General features: G+C 53.3%; 13 protein-coding genes and 1 tRNA gene. 9 read left to right on the plus strand and 5 right to left on the minus strand.

The genetic code is table 11. The features are described 5' to 3' along the window. Positions 1-127 precede the first annotated feature (127 nt). The 7 genes from HNR55_RS15590 to HNR55_RS15620 all read left to right on the plus strand — a co-directional run bounded on the left by HNR55_RS15590 (position 128) and on the right by HNR55_RS15620 (position 7,732). Positions 128-868 carry a TlyA family RNA methyltransferase gene (locus tag HNR55_RS15590; RefSeq protein WP_166116939.1) on the plus strand — a complete coding sequence of 247 codons (741 nt, stop codon included), beginning with the start codon at positions 128-130 and terminating at the stop codon, positions 866-868. A 143-nt stretch (positions 869-1,011) separates the two neighbouring features. Then, on the plus strand, positions 1,012-1,599 hold the full coding sequence (locus tag HNR55_RS15595; RefSeq protein WP_166116937.1) for a hypothetical protein: 588 nt from the start codon (positions 1,012-1,014) through the stop codon (positions 1,597-1,599). Between the two features lie 122 nt (positions 1,600-1,721). Then, on the plus strand, positions 1,722-2,936 hold the full coding sequence (gene rlmN, locus HNR55_RS15600) for a 23S rRNA (adenine(2503)-C(2))-methyltransferase RlmN (RefSeq protein ID WP_166116935.1): 1,215 nt from the start codon (positions 1,722-1,724) through the stop codon (positions 2,934-2,936). Between the two features lie 118 nt (positions 2,937-3,054). Continuing rightward, a complete protein-coding gene (locus HNR55_RS15605) occupies positions 3,055-4,296 on the plus strand; it encodes an argininosuccinate synthase (RefSeq protein ID WP_166116933.1) in 1,242 nt (413 codons plus the stop codon). Between the two features lie 42 nt (positions 4,297-4,338). After that, complete coding sequence (locus HNR55_RS15610) at positions 4,339-4,839, plus strand: FKBP-type peptidyl-prolyl cis-trans isomerase (protein WP_086646756.1); 501 nt, start codon at positions 4,339-4,341, stop codon at positions 4,837-4,839. 332 nt (positions 4,840-5,171) lie between these two features. Continuing rightward, positions 5,172-6,173, plus strand: coding sequence for a tryptophan--tRNA ligase (trpS, locus tag HNR55_RS15615; protein WP_166116931.1), 1,002 nt, complete (start codon positions 5,172-5,174; stop codon positions 6,171-6,173). A gap of 128 nt (positions 6,174-6,301) precedes the next feature. After that, positions 6,302-7,732, plus strand: a complete 1,431-nt coding sequence (locus tag HNR55_RS15620; RefSeq protein WP_242005648.1) for a tetratricopeptide repeat protein — start codon at positions 6,302-6,304, stop codon at positions 7,730-7,732. Between the two features lie 641 nt (positions 7,733-8,373). On the opposite strand, the gene fumC is transcribed toward HNR55_RS15620, so the two are convergent. After that, positions 8,374-9,819: a class II fumarate hydratase gene (fumC, locus tag HNR55_RS15625; RefSeq protein WP_166116929.1), complete on the minus strand. Its 1,446-nt coding sequence runs from the start codon at positions 9,817-9,819 to the stop codon at positions 8,374-8,376. Between the two features lie 388 nt (positions 9,820-10,207). Further along, positions 10,208-11,674, minus strand: a complete 1,467-nt coding sequence (locus HNR55_RS15630; protein WP_166116927.1) for a mannitol dehydrogenase family protein — start codon at positions 11,672-11,674, stop codon at positions 10,208-10,210. A gap of 209 nt (positions 11,675-11,883) precedes the next feature. Between HNR55_RS15630 and HNR55_RS15635 the strand changes: the two genes are divergently transcribed. Together HNR55_RS15635 and HNR55_RS17365 are read left to right on the plus strand one after the other, a co-directional pair. After that, complete coding sequence (locus tag HNR55_RS15635; protein WP_166116925.1) at positions 11,884-12,930, plus strand: aldo/keto reductase; 1,047 nt, start codon at positions 11,884-11,886, stop codon at positions 12,928-12,930. Positions 12,931-13,031: 101 nt separating this feature from the next. Continuing rightward, positions 13,032-13,622, plus strand: a complete 591-nt coding sequence (locus HNR55_RS17365; protein ID WP_456304236.1) for a Dabb family protein — start codon at positions 13,032-13,034, stop codon at positions 13,620-13,622. A gap of 34 nt (positions 13,623-13,656) precedes the next feature. Here the strand turns inward: HNR55_RS17365 and HNR55_RS15645 are convergent, their stop codons facing one another. The 3 genes from HNR55_RS15645 to HNR55_RS15655 form a co-directional block, all read right to left on the minus strand. Continuing rightward, positions 13,657-14,547 (minus strand): transporter, encoded by an 891-nt coding sequence (locus tag HNR55_RS15645; RefSeq protein ID WP_166116920.1) that lies wholly within the window; start codon positions 14,545-14,547, stop codon positions 13,657-13,659. A 70-nt stretch (positions 14,548-14,617) separates the two neighbouring features. Continuing rightward, a complete protein-coding gene (locus HNR55_RS15650; RefSeq protein ID WP_166116918.1) occupies positions 14,618-17,074 on the minus strand; it encodes a membrane-bound PQQ-dependent dehydrogenase, glucose/quinate/shikimate family in 2,457 nt (818 codons plus the stop codon). Between the two features lie 312 nt (positions 17,075-17,386). Beyond that, positions 17,387-17,463, minus strand: a tRNA-Ile gene (locus HNR55_RS15655). Positions 17,464-17,542 lie beyond the last annotated feature (79 nt).

A 17,542-nucleotide genomic window follows, 5' to 3' on the forward strand; every position in this document is an offset into this window, starting at 1 on the left:
CGCTTTATCGACCACAACACGCAGGACGCGCAGTATGACGAGGCCGGGCTCTCCGCCCCTCACATCGTCGCAACCGCTCTTAACGCACTGGGTGTTAACCTCACGGAAGAACGGACGGCCTGAGCGCATGGCCCGGCGTCGCGCTGATCAGATTCTGGTCGATCGGGGTTTGGTCGAGAGCCGCACAAAAGCACAGGCCCTGATTATGGCAGGGCTGGTTTTTAGCGGCTCTAGGCGTGTCGCCAAAGCAGGAGACCTGTTGGCGGAAGATGCCCCTGTGGAACTCAAGGGGCAGGAGCATCCATGGGTTTCACGCGGGGGATGCAAGCTGGACCACGCACTGGAGCATTTTGGTCTCTCCCCGGCCGGACGCCAGTGTCTGGACGTGGGTGCTTCCACAGGTGGTTTTACGGATGTACTGCTGACCCACGGTGCCGAGCATGTTTATGCGGTGGATGTCGGGCATGGACAGTTGGCTTGGAAGCTGCGGTCCGATCCAAGGGTTAGTGTGCTGGAAAAGTGCAATGCCCGTTACTTGGATACCACGCTTATTCCGGTCGCGCCGGAAGTTATTGTGTGCGACGCCAGTTTTATTGGCCTACGCACCGTTCTACCCGCAGCCCTTGGACTGGCAGCGGATAATGCATGGGCCGTAGCGTTGATTAAGCCCCAGTTTGAAGCTGGACGGGAGCAGATTGGCGCTAAAGGTGTTGTGCGTGATCCTCTTGTGCATGAAAGCGTGTGCGCCACCATTCAGGAATGGTGGTCTTCCCTGCCGGGGTGGGAGGTGCTGGGTATTGAGATAAGCCCCATCACCGGCCCTGAAGGCAACAAGGAATTCCTGATCGCTGCGCAACGGAACGCATAAAAAGTAGTGGTTCTACATAAATCTTAAATTAAATTTTCAGGTTGCTTCCTGATTTTTGCATGGCAGATGATCAATTTTTTTGCCACAATTCTCTGAAGAATACAAAAATCAGTTCACCATCTTAAGGGAAGCAACACAGAATCATGCGCAAGATAGCGACACTGTTTGGCGCCGCCTTCCTTTTGGCTTCCAGCTCAACTGTCTGGGCCGCCCCCGCATATCATCCTTCTTCGGCATCGCATCCGGAAACGGAAACCGGTAGCGTTCTGTTGCGTGGGTATGAGCAGGATGGATTGCGGTTGCAAGATGATATGCAGGCAGGTGTGCTGACCATCAAAGCTGATCCAGCAACCCTGCGGGAGGATGGTAATACGGGCTCGGCTGGCCTTTATCGTCAGACAGTCAAGGACGTACTGTCCGCAGCGGCTACATATGCCTACCTTTATTTTGGGCAAAATCCAGAAGCAACCAAGCTTTCGGTTGTTGCGGACATACAGGAAGAAGCTCCCGCACCAGCCAGCATGAATGTCGGGGACAACAAACACAGAGCACCGGCGCTGACAATGGAAATCGCGCGTCCTTCCTTCCCCATTTCTGCCGATACGAAACCTGATGCGTATTCCGCGCAAACCATTGGCATGATCCTGGACAATATGGACACATCCAAGATGACAATGGCCCCATGGCTCCAGACGGCTCTTAAAGGTCAGAACCAGTCTGCTGCCCAGTAAGGAACGAAAAAGACCAGCATAGTCTGATCAGATAAGGGTGGGTAAAAGAGGCTGGTATCTGTCAGCCTTTTTTTTTGTTATGAACCCTTCTCTCCTCATTTTATGAAACAGTGCATACTCTCATGTCGTCTCCAGTTTCTCCTGCTTCAACTCCTGCTGATGCCGATGCGGTTACCGCGCTCAATGCCGAAGAGCGTACGCGCATTCTGGCAAAAGCTGCCATGTTCAGCCCTCCTTCTGCCGTTACGGAGGATGGGCGGCGGGATATTGTTGGCCTTTCACGCGAGGAACTGACGGAAATTCTGGCCGAAATTGGTGAAAAACCTTTCCGGACCAAGCAGTTATGGCACTGGATTTATCATCAGGGTGTTACGGATTTTTCGCTCATGAGCAGCATTGCCAAGCCGCTCCAGCAAAAACTGGCTGAAAAATTCATCATTGCACGCCCCGAGCCTACAACCGTGCAGACTTCGCAGGATGAAACACGTAAGTTTCTCTTTCGCTTTCGTGATGGGCAGGAGGCGGAGACCGTTTATATTCCTGACCGGCGAGAAGACCGTGGTGCTGTGTGCATCTCATCTCAGGTTGGGTGTACGTTGTCATGCACCTTCTGCCATACCGGCACCCAAAAGCTGGTACGCAACCTTGGTGCGGCCGAAATTGTGGGCCAGTTCATGGCTGCGCGGGATTCCTATGGCGAATGGCCAAGCCCTAAAGGGGACACCCCTCGCCTGCTTTCGACCATTGTTCTGATGGGCATGGGCGAGCCTCTGTATAATTACGAAAACATTGCCAAAGCCATGCGCATTATCATGGACGGCGAAGGAATTGGCCTCTCCCGCAGGCGCATTACGCTTTCCACATCCGGTGTGGTGCCGCTTATGGACCGCTGCGGGGATGAACTGGGGATCAACCTTGCGGTTTCCCTGCATGCCGTGCGGAACGACCTGCGTGATGAAATTGTCCCCCTCAACCGCAAATATCCGATTGAAGAGGTTCTGGCCGCGTGCCGCCGTTACCCGGCGGCGAGCAATGCGCGCCGCATCACCTTTGAATACATCATGCTGCGCGGCGTAAATGATAGTGAAGCCGATGCCCGCGAACTGGTCCGGCTGATTTCTGACATCCCAGCCAAGGTGAACCTGATCCCATTCAACCCCTGGCCGGGGAGTGACTACCGGCCCTCCACGCGCGAACAGCAGAACAGGTTTGCACAAATTGTGATGGATGCAGGTTTTGCCTCCCCCATTCGCACACCGCGTGGTCGCGATATTCTGGCTGCTTGCGGGCAGTTGAAAACGGCAAGTGAGAGGGCAAGAAACACGCCATCCTCATAAAAACATACTTTTTTCCGGCCAGAACGTGGCGTCATCAGGAAAGCGCTCTGGCTCCGGGGCTTTCTCGGTGATAGGAGAAAGGCAAACCTGTTATTCAGAGTGATCAGGAGATTGGTGCATGGGCGCGACTTCCGCCAAAAAAGACGTTAAAAAGGTTGTTCTGGCTTACTCGGGCGGGCTTGATACGTCCGTTATCCTGAGATGGCTGCAAAAGACCTATGGCTGCGAAGTCGTGACCTTTACGGCCGATCTTGGGCAGGGCGAGGAACTGGAGCCCGCACGCAAAAAAGCCGAGATGTTCGGGGTTAAGGAAATTTTTGTGGAAGACCTGCGCGAGACATTCGTGAAGGATTTTGTCTTCCCGATGTTCCGCGCCAACACCCTCTACGAAGGCCAGTACCTGCTGGGCACATCCATTGCCCGCCCCCTTATTGCGCAGCGCCAGATTGAAATTGCTGAAGCTGTTGGCGCAGATGCCGTTGCCCACGGGGCTACGGGCAAGGGTAATGATCAGGTCCGGTTTGAGCTGGCTTATTATGCTCTTAAACCCGACATTACGGTTATTGCGCCCTGGCGTGAGTGGGACCTGACCTCCCGTACCCGTCTTCTGTCCTTTGCTGAAGAAAACCAGATCCCCATCGCCAAGGACAAGCGCGGCGAAGCCCCGTTCTCGGTTGACGCCAATTTGTTGCATTCTTCCTCCGAAGGTAAAATGCTGGAAGATCCGGCTGTTGCACCTGAGGAAATTGTTTTCCAGCGGACCATCGCACCAGAAGCTGCACCTGACCGTGCGACTGAAATTACCATCGACTTTGTGAGTGGTGACCCGGTAGCCATCAATGGTGAGGCTCTTTCCCCCGCAACGTTGCTGGCCCGTTTGAATGAACTGGGCAGAGCCAACGGGATTGGCCGCCTTGATCTGGTGGAAAACCGCTTTGTGGGCATGAAGTCCCGTGGTGTGTACGAAACACCCGGCGGCACAATTCTGCTTACGGCGCATCGGAGCATTGAGTCCATCACTCTGGACCGCGAGGCCATGCACCTTAAAGATAGCCTGATGCCGCGCTATGCTTCCATTCTGTATAATGGCCTGTGGTTCTCCCCCGAACGTCGCATGCTGCAGGCTCTGATTGATGCCTCCCAGCATTCCGTAACCGGGCGGGTCCGGTTGAAGCTGTATAAGGGCAATGTGATTTGTGTGGGTCGTGAAAGCCCCAACAGCCTGTATGATACCCGCGTTGTGACATTTGAGGACGATGAAGGTGCCTATAATCAGGAAGACGCGCAGGGCTTTATCAAGCTGAATGCGCTGCGCCTGAGGCTGGGAGCACAGATCGGCCGTAAAGGTGGCGCGCTCTAAGCGCCACTTTTTCTGAATTTTGTAAGGGAGCACACCAGTACCATGTCCCGTCGATTTTCTCTTGTTCCAAGCATACTTGCGGCCAGCCTGGCCTTTTCGCTCACCGCCTGCGGTGGCCATAAGGCGGAAGAAGCAGAACTGACGCCAGCGCAGCAGATGGCAAAGCTGCGCTCGCAACCGGGCGTTACGGTGCTTAAGGATGGCTTGGCTTATAAAGTTCTGGAATCTGGTCCCAAGGATGGTGAACAGCCCCGTAAAGGGGATGTCATGATGCTGATTTACGAAGGCCGTCTGCCTGATGGCTCCATCTTTGACGGCTCTGACCAGCATGGCAACGGCGCCTATATGCAGATGCCGCTGGATGGTCTGGTGCAGGGCTGGATGGAAGCCCTGCCGCTAATGCATGTGGGGGATACATGGATGCTGTATGTGCCGCCGGAATTGGGCTATGGGCATCGGTCCATGGGGGTTATTCCCTCGGATAGCCCGCTGGTCTTCCGTATTCAGCTGCTTGGGGTCGAGCATACGCACAATACGCCATAGTATTGGCGTTTATTGTGCCGTGCCTGAGGCGTTTCCTTCCTCTTATGGGCATTCTGTCGAGGAGGGACGCTTTGGGGGCCAAGGGTGGCGCGAGTTTTTATAGCGGGAAAGCCCCCTTCCCTCCCGGCTTGATTATCCATGGGGTGTTGGTTGCAAAACTGGCACAATACCATGGGGTTTGATCAGGCTGCCATATCACTTTACACACAGTAAAAACGTATAAACCGTTTTTGGGACTAATCTGCTTTCGGAGCCCTGCTCCGGCATTTTACAAAAAATGCAGCGGACCTCTGGTTTTTCTTTTTCCTTACAGACAGTAGCGATAAATCCGTATGCAACGTATTTTTTCTGGCATTCAGCCCTCGGGTGTTCCTCAGCTTGGCAACTATCTGGGAGCAATTCGGAACTGGGTTAACCTGCAGGCTGATCATGAATGTGTGTTCTGCCTTGTGGATATGCATGCCATTACGGTCTGGCAGGAACCTGCCAAACTGCGCGAACATACGCTTATGCAGGCTGCTATTCTGCTGGCATCCGGCATTGATGCTCAGCGCCATATTCTGTTTAATCAGTCCGCTGTTTCGGCGCACGCGCGTCTGGCATGGATTTTTAACTGTGTCGCCCGGCTTGGCTGGTTGAACCGCATGACGCAGTTCAAGGATAAAGCCGGTAAAGACAGGGAAAACCATTCTGCCGGTCTTTATGTTTACCCTAATCTGATGGCTGCCGACATTCTGGCTTACAAGGCAACCCGGGTACCCGTAGGTGAGGACCAGAAGCAGCATCTGGAACTGACCAATGATATTGCCCAGAAGTTCAACCATGATTATGGCGTCGAATTTTTCCCACAGGTAGAAGCGCTTATCCCACCGGAGGCTGCGCGTGTCATGAACCTGCGCGATGGGACAAAAAAGATGTCCAAATCGGACCCTTCTGCCCAGAGCCGGATTGAACTGACCGATGATGCGGACACCATCGCGTTAAAAATCAAGCGCGCCAAAACGGATACCGGCGTTCTGCCTGAAGACCCTTCTGGTCTGGCTGACCGTCCGGAAGCCAGAAATCTGGTTTCCATTTACGCGGCTTTGTCTGGCAAGACTATACAGCAGGTTCTGGATTTACATCAGGGGCAAGGGTTCGGTCCGTTCAAAGCTGCTCTGACAGAGGTGGTCGTGAACGAGATTGCCCCGATTGCTCTAAAGACCAGCCAGCTTTTGCAAGACGAAACGCATCTGGTGCAAATGCTGCATAATGGTGCGCAGCGTGCACAGGCTATTGCTGAACCAATTGTTGCCGAAGCCGAAAAACTGGTCGGGTTTGTAAAGCCGCTATGACTGTTCTTTTCTGCAATATGCCTGTTCAGCCATATTGCAGAAAGGTGCCTTGTGCATGTCTGTGGTCATGTGGTGGTCTGACGTATTAGGGTTTGTGTCAGTTTTAACTCAAACTGGGTTGGATGATCATGCCAGAGCATTCTTTTTCTGAACCATCCGCTTTGTCAGATGCTCAAGTCATGGATGCTGTGGCGCTGCAACGTGCCAATCGTATGCACGAAGCAGTTGCCGCGTATAAAGTGGCGCTAGAACAAGACCCGGACAATGCTTACGCTCTAAGTAATTATGGTGGGCTGCTCTGTGCGTTAGGGGAGTTCCAAACGGCTAAGCCTCTTCTTGCCCGTGCTGTGCGTATTAAACCGGATATGCCTGATGCGTGGTCAAATTTTGGGAATGTCCTGTTTGAATTGCAAGATTATAGCGGTGCCATTGAAGCCTATAAACAGTGTCTGTCACTGCAACCTCAGCATGCACTCGCCCTCAGTAATCTGGGAGTGGTTCTGGATTGCCAAGGACGGCATGAACTTGCCCTGAATTTCCATAAAGCCGCAATCCAGATAGAGCCAGAAAACGGACAAAACCGGACTAATCACGCGCTCTCCCTTCTCGCGCACGGAGATTATCAGGAAGGTTTTAAAGCGTATGAATGGCGGTGGAACAGCAACATCATAGGCAAGCATAACCTGCAAGGCCCGGTGTGGAATGGTGAGTCTTTTGTTGGCAAGACTCTACTCATCCACACGGAAGGTGGGTTTGGAGATATGCTGCATTTTGTACGCTTTGTTCCAGACGCAGCCAAACGTGGCGGCAGCATTATTGTAAAAGTCCGCAAAGAATTATTAACCCTTCTGCAGCGCTCCTTCCCCGAACAGCAGTTTATTACCGTCGATGACGTAGCTCCTCCCCACGATCTGGAATGTTCGGTTGGGAGTTTGCCATACCTGCTTGGGACAACGCTGGATACAATTCCGCAGGCCAGTGGTTATCTTACTCCTGATCCAGCCAGAGTTGCTGACTGGAAAGCACGTCTGGACAAAGACCTGTTCTTTATGTCCGCCTCACCCACGCTAAAAATTGGTCTGGTATGGGCAGGCTCGCCCCACCGGGAGGTTCGTTATGTGGAGTTTGTGGATCAGCGCAGGTCCATAAACCTGCAAAGCATGGCCCCCTTGGCACAGGTGCCCAATATTCTATTTTACAGTTTGCAGGTTGGAGAAAAAAGCATTCAGGCCAAAGCCCCGCCTGCAGGCATGAAGTTGGTTAACCACGCCAATCTTCTGCACAATTTTGATGATACAGCAGCACTGATCGCTAATCTGGATATGGTGATCTCTGTTGATACATCCGTTGTGCATCTGGCCGCAGGGTTGGGTAAACCAGTATGGATGCTCTCACGCTTTGACCAGTGCTGGCGTTGGCTTTCCGGGCGAACAGAGTCGCCATGGTACAGTCATCTGCGTATCTACCAGCAGCCACAACCATCTGACTGGGCTACTCCCATTAACAAAATGGTTTCCGATTTAATGAAATTGGAAGAAAAAACTCGTAATTTAGAGTAGTTATTTTCCGGTTATTTATTTGAATTGTAAAAATGCAAAAAATACGCTGTTCCACCTCTTACCTTGAGGGGTGAGGCACGGGTAAGCGTTAGCCGGTGACTTCATACTGGCAGCGATTGCGGACTTTGTTTACGGGAGCACCGTTGCTACATTTGTGTCTATGTCCGCCCTGCCCCCCTGATCTGCCCCAAGGAAGTGGCTGCAGCCCTGTCCATTCCGGGGTTGGTGTACCTGGGTCGGGCCTGCGGTTGTCAGCGTGTGTGAAGTCTGGTTCGGGATGGGGCAGGAAGACGTGATCTGGAGTTTTTCTGGTCTTTGTCTCTTTGCCGGGGTGCTGCCCCTGTGTCTGCGTATTTCACCTGATACGCACCGGCATACTGAAATGCTGGGCAAAAAGAAAAAACAATCCAGATCAGCCGATTTCCACGGTGTCCAGCAAACAGCCTGATTGCAGGTTCAATGAGGCATCTGACACAAAAAGAAAGGGAGGCTCTACACCTCCCTTTCCCACTTCCGCCAAGAAGTTTTGTCTTTCAACGAAGCCGAGGTTGCTCCCCTGCTCGATCACACCGCAATGATATGCATCAAGCTTAGGTGATTTAGGGGGCGGAGCCGTTTGACCGTGCTGTTACAGGTGGATTTTATGCCCCGGCAAGGCCATTCCCGACCATTTTGCTCGGGTCCACAGTCTGATCAAAAACTGTTTCACTTACGCCAGAAGCCAAGGCTGCTTCTTTAAGGGTTTCGTTGCGTGCCATGGCCCGGTGCGCAATGGCAGATGCCTTGTCGTAACCGATAACGGGGCTGAGTGCTGTAACCAGCATCACAGAGACTTCTACGTAATGTTGGATGTTGCGTTCGTTCAGGGTTGTCCCTTCAACCGAAAAGACCCTGAAATTTTTGCAGCCATCAGCCAGAATACGGATGGCATGCAACACATTTGCGGCAATGACCGGTCGCATGACATTTAACTCAAAATTACCTTGAGCGCCTGCAAACGCAACCGTTGCGTCATTCCCCAACACCTGAGTTGCAATCATGATGAGGGCTTCACATTGGGTGGGATTCACCTTGCCGGGCATGATGGAAGACCCCGGTTCATTTTCCGGCAGGTTAAGCTCTGCCAACCCGCACCGTGGGCCGGAGCCGAGCCATCGCATATCATTGGCAATCTTCATTAGCGCTACGGCAAGGCCACGCAGTCCGGCAGATGCGCGCACCATGGCATCCAGCCCGCCCAGAGCGGAAAATTTATTAGGGGCTGTTACAAAGGGTTTGCCGGTCAAAACAGCAATATGCTCGGCAATAGCCTTACCAAAGCCCTTGGGAGCGTTCAGGCCCGTACCGACAGCCGTGCCACCGGCTGCCAGTTCAGCCAGATCCGCCCGGGCTGCACGGAGCGTATTCAGCGTGGTTTCAAGCTGCTGTGCCCAGCCAGACCATTCCTGCCCTACTGTTAAGGGCACAGCATCCTGCAAGTGGGTTCTGCCCATTTTGACCACAGTGTTCCACACATCCGCTTTGGCCCGGATACTGGCAATAAGAGCTTCTACCTGCGGGACAAGGGTATTTTCTATTTCAAGCAATGTGACAACATGCATGACTGTGGGGAATGAATCATTGCTCGACTGCCCCATGTTCACATCATCATTGGGGTGCACGGGTGCTTTGGAGCCAATCTGCCCACCTAGAAGCTGGATGGCCCTGTTGGCAATAACTTCATTCACATTCATATTTGTCTGAGTGCCCGAGCCTGTCTGCCAGACAAAAAGCGGGAACTCGGCATCCAGCAGGCCAGAGCTTACCTCGCCTGCCGCCTGAATAATTGCAGCCGCCTTCCAGTTAGGGAACCGGTTATCTGCCAGATTGACCTGTGCTGCAGCTTTTTTGACAATGCCATAAGCACGACAAAGCTCTATGGGCATCCGGTCCCGCCCAATGGAAAAATGCACCAGACTACGCTGCGTCTGTGCTCCCCAGTAATGGTTGGCGGGCACATCAATTGTGCCCATGGAATCAGTTTCCTGCCGCGTGCCAGTCGCGTCTATGCCAATGCTTACGTCCCGTAGCGTGTATGATGCTGTCATCTTCTGCCGTTCCCGCTGTAACGTTCCAAGCAAACAGCCCCTTGGGGTGGTATGTTTTTATTGTTTTTCTGAAGCGTGATGCCAACCATATGCCACGTGGCACCACGGGAATATACTGAAAGCACGCCCCACATGCATGGTGGAGAGAGCGTATTGCTCTGGCTTCGATTGGCATGAAGGGGCATTTGACTCATGCTACCCCAACGGTCTGCTCATCAGGCGGTTCCACTGTATGACGCGAATGTGGGAACCTTTGGGAAAAGGTTATCTGTGCGTTTGGGGGGCTGATGCGAGCAGAGGTAACACTCCGTGAAAAAAGGCTCTCTCTGCCCGCCAGTAGTTTGATGCGCGCGTTAAACCGCACAAACAGGCTTTGCTTATGCGGGCCTTACGTGGGCAATGTGGCCAGAGCCGCCAGAACACCCTGTGTGCGTATAATTTTACGCAGTTCAATGACCTTCTGATCCAAGGCGGAACTCTCCAAATCCCTCCATGCGTCGAACGCAGGCAGCTTTAAGCCTGCAGCATAATCATCAGAATGCACAAGGGCTTCCTGTTCTGCCGTGTAGGCTGGCTCAGATGTTGTATAAGTCTGCCCCTGTGCATTGATGCCTCGTAGCATTTCCAGATACGCGGCCATGCCAAAAGCAATGCGGGAGCAGTCTTTGTGGCCAAGGAGCAGATCGCGGACTGTCTGTGTCCAGAAAACCTGAATTTTTGCACAGCCATCACTGGCAATACGCAAGGTCTGATCGGCCATGGCGGGGTTGGAAAAACGGCTTAGAACACTTTGCATATAATGCTGCAAGTTCACTCCGGGAGGCGCCTTGAGTGTTGGAATAACATCCCGAGTTAAAAAGTTTTCCACATTCTGCTTGAGTGCGGGGTCTTTTATTGCCTGATCCACATGCGCATAACCCAACAGAATTGCGGGAAAACTAAGCATGATATGGGAGGCATTGAGCATGCGGATTTTAACGTGCTCATAATCCGTAACATCGGTTACAAACTGCACTCCGGTTTTGGCAAGGTCTGGTCGGCCATTGGCAAAATTATCTTCCAGCACCCATTGGTGGAACTCCTCCGCCACCACAGGCAGTCCATCTTCCACCCCGCTGGCAGCATTTAGGGCTTTGGCAATATCTGCTGTAACGGTTGGGGTAATGCGGTCCACCATGGCATTGGGGAACGTGACATTCCGCGCAATCCAGTCGGCCAGTTCCGGGTCACGCGCCTGAGCAAAACCAAGAAAAGCCTTGCGGGCAACATCACCATTATGCCGCAGATTGTCGCAGGACATGATGGTAAACGCTTTTGTTCCCGCAGCGCGTCGGCGGCGCAGACCTTCTACAACATACCCAAAAACGGTTTGTGGGTTTTCTGGGTTTTGCAGGTCGCTTTGAACGTCTGGGTTGCTCAGGTCGAACATGCCGGTGGTTTCGTTAATATTATAGCCACCTTCCGTTATGGTCATGGACACGATGCGGATATCGGGATTGCTTAAATGCTCCAGTACTTTCTGCGGGTTTTGAGGGGCGAGCAGGTAATCCCGCAATGCGGCAATGATCCGCACGGAACGATCCCCCGTTGGAGCGCATTCGGTCAGGGAATACAGACAATCCTGCGCATGGAACAATGCGGCTTTTTTGCTGGAATGGTCGCCTTTTGTCAGGCCAACGCCAATGATGCCCCAGTCTGGTTCTGCCTTGAGGATTTTATCAATATAAAATGCTTCATGTGCCCTGAAAAAATTACCAACACCAAAATGAATAATACCGGCTTTAATATCCAGCGGGTTATAGTCTGGTAAATGCACAGGAGACTTCACATTGCCAAGACATTCAAGAGTGAGCATGCGTTCCTCCAAAATATTTACAATCATTATGGCAACTGTAATTGGTCTGATATAAAATTTCAACATAGATACTAATTTAGTGTAATTTTCTAATTACTAATTTTATAATTTTTAATATTTATTTTCATTGTGCTCCCGTCCCCTTGTTCTGGCGCATGTTATCTTCCATGATGACAACATCATTTTCCCCTCTATCCAATAGGCATAACATGAACAAACGCGAACTTGGCCGTACTGGCATTATGGTGAGTGAACTCTGCCTTGGTACAATGACCTTCGGCCAGCAGAACACGCAGGCTGAAGGGCATGCCCAGCTTGATCTGGCGCTGGAGCGGGGTATCAATTTTATCGACACAGCCGAACTTTATGCCATTCCACCGCGGGCCGAGACATATGGCGCAACGGAAACCATTATAGGGAACTGGCTAAAAGCCCGGAGGGGACGCGACAAACTGGTTATTGCCAGCAAGGTTGTGGGGCGTTCATCATCTCCGTGGTATCGGCCGGGTGGTGAGCAGGCGCGCCTGACCCCTCGCCAGATCCGTTATGCTCTGGAAGGCTCCCTGCGCCGCCTGGGCACGGATTATATTGACCTGTACCAGCTTCATTGGCCCGACCGCACTATTGGCCTGTTTGGAGAAGGCGGGACCACGTTCAAGGACCTCCCGCCAGATGATTCCGTGCCGGTAGAGGAAACACTGGGCGTGCTGGGTGACCTTGTGGCTGAAGGGAAAATCCGCCATGTCGGCCTTTCCAACGAGACAGCATGGGGTGTCGCCAGTTTTCTGGCGGCTTCCAAAACCGGTCTGCCACGTGTTGCATCCATTCAGAACGCGTACAACCTGATCAATCGTACGTTCGAAATCGGACTGGCAGAAATGGCTCTGCGTGAGCGTGTGGGGCTTCTGGCCTATTCCCCCCTCGCCCAAGGTTACCTTACGGGTAAATACCTGGATGGCGCCCGGCCGCCCGGCGCGCGTACGACCCTTTTTGATCGCGCACAGCGTTACGAAAAACCCGGCGTGGACGTGGCAATTCGCGCTTATATGGACCTCGCCCAGCAGGAAGGGCTGAACCCGGTGCAACTGGCCATAGCCTTTGTAACAAGCCGGTCGTTTGTTACGTCCAATATTATTGGTGCAACCAGCATAGAACAGCTTGAAACCATTCTTGGTTCTCTGGATCTGGCGATTACTCCTGAACTGGAAGCAAAAATAAACGCCATCCATCAGGTTCACTCCAACCCAGCTCCCTGATTGCTCTGTAATTTATGATGACTGTGTGCTGCATGAAATTAAAAAGCAGAGTAGCGCGCTTGGTGCTGAGTGCCAGCTTTGCGTCTTTGGCGGCATTCGGTATGTCGGCACGGCCAGTTCTGGCCGCGCCAGCGTTGAGCAAAGCGGCACAGCAGGTCCGTAATGAAGCGCATATAACCGGCGCAGCCCGTTTTACTGCGCCGGACTTCAAGCCCGGTTTAGTGCGGCATATGGTTATGTTCCGCTTTAACCCACACACAACGCAGGCCGAGCGCAATGAGGTTGCAAAACGCTTTATTGCACTGCGCCATCTCTCCCACCGTCCAGATGGTTCAGCGCCAGTTCTCTCGATCGAAACCGGGCCGCAGATCAGTGGAGAAAATGCGGATATTGGCCTTGAACAGGCTTATCTAGTGACCTTCCGATCCGAGGGAGACCGCAATTTTTACGTTGGTCGCCCAGTTGTTTCCGACCCGCGCTATTTTGATCCTGCGCATGATGCCTTTAAAGCATTTGCCGCTCCTTATCTGGAAAAAGTCGTTGTTTTTGACTTTCCTGTGAGGCAAGCGGGCAGCACTGAACACCACACGGAGCTACTGAATGTGCAGCCCCTTCATTTTGCGGTAAAGGGTCGCCCGACTAATACCCAGACTACGGGCTGTTGCAGCCACATTGCCAAGATTTTACCTTAATGTGAAAGAGTAGGATGCCTCTTATGCATTTCTTTTACCAAAGGTAGACGAACTTCACATAATACGCGTTGGTTTCGGGCGTATTGCGCGCCTCAAGGGAGTGCGAATAGCGGCCTGTTACCGAAAAATGCCGGGAAATGTTATACATCAATCCCAGCCCTAACGTTGTTTCCCTGCTATTAGAATCATCAAGGTAACGTTTGGCTGAATTGTCGTATGTGCCGGTTACATTCTGCCAGTCAAATGCCACAAATGGTTCCAGTTTTTGCGTTGCTTTCCAGCTGAAGCGTAAATTGGAGTAAAACACCACGCCGGGTGAATAACTATGGGCACCCTTTACATGTTTTGTAGAGCCAACAACGGTGCCAGCATCCCCATCGAAGCTGAAGTGTTCCCACTCATAGTCAAATATAAAGCTGGAAATATTGGACCAGTAATGAGGTGATGTTGCATCACGGGTACCTTCTGGCGTCTGCATAAAGGTCTGTATGCCAAAGGTGCTGTGTGCATTGGGCTTGAACCACGCAGCAGGCCCTACAATGGTTGGGCCCAGTCCCCCATAATCCGTGCCATTGGCCAGAGAATAACTCTCGGACTGGATCAGCTCAAAAGCAAAACCTACGTGAGGAATGGCCTCGAAACTGCGGAAATGCACATATTTGGTCATGCCCGCCCATGTATGGCTGCCACCATGGGCCTGCCGCTGGCCCATGCTGTTATATGTGCTGCCCGCTGCATTTCCATCCCCATACTGCACCAGCACGTTAAAGGGTTTGAAATCGACCGGCAGATCATATTCGTGCGGGCCAATAATGCCGAGTGTCACATCCGCTGCGTAAGCGGGAGACGCATAAACCAGAACCACACCGGGTACGACGAGGCGAAGCAAGGAGCGCAGCCGCTCCGGCTTTTCTGTCTGACGCATCAGAAGGATTTCCGTATTCAAAAAGAAACGGGGCTCCAGAAAAAATCAGGAGCCCCGCATGAAAGGCGCGTTACTGGGCTTTGGTGCCCTGTGCGCCATCGATCGTGTAAGCGATGATGTAATCGCCGCTCCGGGTACCAAGACCCCCGTGGCCGCCTGCAGCAATTACAACGTACTGCTTGCCGCCTGCCTCATAAGACATGGGGGTTGCCTGACCACCCGCTGGCAGACGGTCCTGCCAGATGACCTGACCTGTGGAGAGGTCAAAACCACGCAGGTAATCGTCTGCTGTGGCGCCCATGAACACCACGCCACCTTTGGTCACAATGTTCCCACCGATGTTATACATGCCTGTCGGCAGTGGGAGGTTGTGGTGGGTGCGGAAAGGCCCTGTATCCCGCGTGGTGCCAACCGGGTGCTGCCAGACGATCTTCTTGGTGACAAGGTCAATCGCGGTCAGCGTGCCCCAGACCGGCCCTTTGCAGGGGATCTGCAGCGGATTCAGCCAGGGGTTGGTGTAGGCAATGTACGGCGTGCCATAGTCGGGCGAAACAGACAGTGCGTCACCTTTGGCAGCAGGTTCCTCGCCTTTACCGTCCCATTTCGGCAGGGTGCCGGGGCCTTCCAGTGTCTGGCGTTTTTCCAGACGGATACGGAACGGCAGGTAGCTTGCATTGGCCAGCAGAAGCTTGCGCTGCGGGTCAATGGTAATGCCCTGCCAGTCCACAATGCCATAGAATGCGGGGTAGACAATGGTCGTCTGGCCCAGATGTGGCGGTGTAAACTGCCCGTCATAAGCAGACTGACGGTACTGGATGCGACAGATCATCTGGTCCAGCAGGGTTGCACCCCACATGTCAGACTCTTTCAGATCAGGCGGCGTAAGGGAAGGCATGGCTGTTGGGTATGGCTGGGTGGGTGATACGCGGTCATCCGCCACATGCCCGGCCGTGGGTACGGGTTTTTCCGCAACCGGATAACCCGGAACAGGCTGGCCCGTACGGCGGTCCAGCACAAAGAACTCACCACGCTTGGTGCTCTGGACCAGAGCGGGAATGCTTTCCCCATTCGGGCCGGGCAGGTCCACCATGGATGGGCCGGAAGGAATATCCATATCCCACAGGTCATGGTGCACGGTCTGGTAAATCCAGCGACGTTCACCTGTTTCAATATCCAGAGCAACCGTAGCGCTGGAAGAGGCGTCGTCAAACGGACGGCGCGAGCCACCCCAGTTGTCTGGCGGAGCGTTGCCGGTAGGAATGTAAACCAGCCCCAGATCAAGATCAGCCGTGTAAACGCCCCAGGCATTCGGGGTGTCACGCGTCAACACATCGTTCGGGCCGGGTTTCCATGTTTCGGGGTTGTGGCCAACGTCCCATGCCCATTCAATGGCACCTGTGGTGGCGTTGAATGCGCGAATGGCACCAGAAGGTTCAAAATTGGCCTGGTTATCAAAAATCCAGCCACCGGTGATCAGGCGGTTTTTGGCCACCATGGGGGGAGACGTTACAAAGTGGAAACCGTGCGGCACATGGCCAAGGTAATCCCGCAGGGAGATAAAACCATGATCGCCGAAATCATCACATGGCTGGCCGGTTTCGGCATTCACAGCAACCATGCGCACGTCTGCCACGGGAGAGTAGATGCGGTTGCGGCAACTGGTCTGAATTTCGTCCGGAATATGGTAGTAGGAAACGCCACGGCAGGCCAGATACACGTTTTTGTCCAGATCAGCCGTTGCTGGCTTGGGGTCAAACTTCCATTTGACCTTCCCGGTCAGGGCATCCACCGCCATAATCCAGCTATGGGGGGTGCACATGTAAAGCGTGTCACCTACCTTGATCGGCGTCAGCTCCAGATTGAACTCATGCCCCTGATCAGGCCCGGCAACAGTGCCCTCACCGCCCTGCTGCACGTCGCCTGTACGGGTCATCCATGCGCGTTTGAGATGGCTGATGTTGGCGGGGGTGATCTGCCCGATGGGAGAGTAGCGATCCCCCCCAACCGTGCGGCCATAAGCCGACCAGTCTGCATCTGCCACACCATTGGCGGCTGGGTCAGCCTGCCCCTGCGCAGCCATGCGATCTGCCGGTACCGTGCCGTTAATGGAGTAGGAGGTAAAGCAGCTAGCCACGACCACAAGAGTGGAAACGGCAACGGCCCCCAGCACTTCACGTTTGTCGGTCAGCCAGTCGGCCCCCGTACGCCAGACCCACGGCAGCAGAAGCCATGCCCCAAGACCAATGAGTGTAAACAGCCGGACTTCCAGCCCCCAGATATTGAAGCCGACTTCAATAAGAGACCAGACCGTTGCTATCAGCAGCAGGGCTGCGTACAGGCGACTGGCAAGCCTTGGGTTTTTGAAACCACTGAAAGCTGCCCCCAGCATAACGCCGCCTGCCAGAATATAGAACCAGGAGCCGCCAAGGAAAAGCAGTTCCGCCCCACCCAAAAACAGGAAAAGCCCGATCAGAGCCAGTAAGGCTGAGGTTATAATTGAAAACAACCCCTTATTACTCTCTCGCATGTTGTGTTTCTCTCTGAATGTGTTCAGTCAGCCCGAAACATTGAGGCAGGCTGCTACACTGCCCCTGTCCATAGCCAATTGCGTTTGATGAACAGGAAGCACCCAGAAATTGCCACAGTTGATATGGCCGTGCTCACAGATGTTTGTAGCAAAAAACCTAACCTGTTCCAGATATGAGACAGGTTGGGTAAACCAAGGGTATTTTGAGGCGGAAAAACCGGTCTAATGTCGGCAGAATGCGGACCTTAAACCTCGGCCTGATAAAACGGGAAACAGGTGCATAATGCCTGATACAAAAACCGAATAAAAATATGGTGCGCCGGGCAGGACTTGAACCCGCGACCAAGCCGTTATGAGCGGCCCGCTCTAACCAACTGAGCTACCAGCGCACGATATTGTAGACGTTACCCCGGATTACCATGGGTATGCCTTCTGCCTTAGCCATACAGATCATCTTGTAAGCTGAAA

The organism is Acetobacter lovaniensis, assembly GCF_014207635.1.
GTDB classification, from domain to species: domain Bacteria; phylum Pseudomonadota; class Alphaproteobacteria; order Acetobacterales; family Acetobacteraceae; genus Acetobacter; species Acetobacter lovaniensis.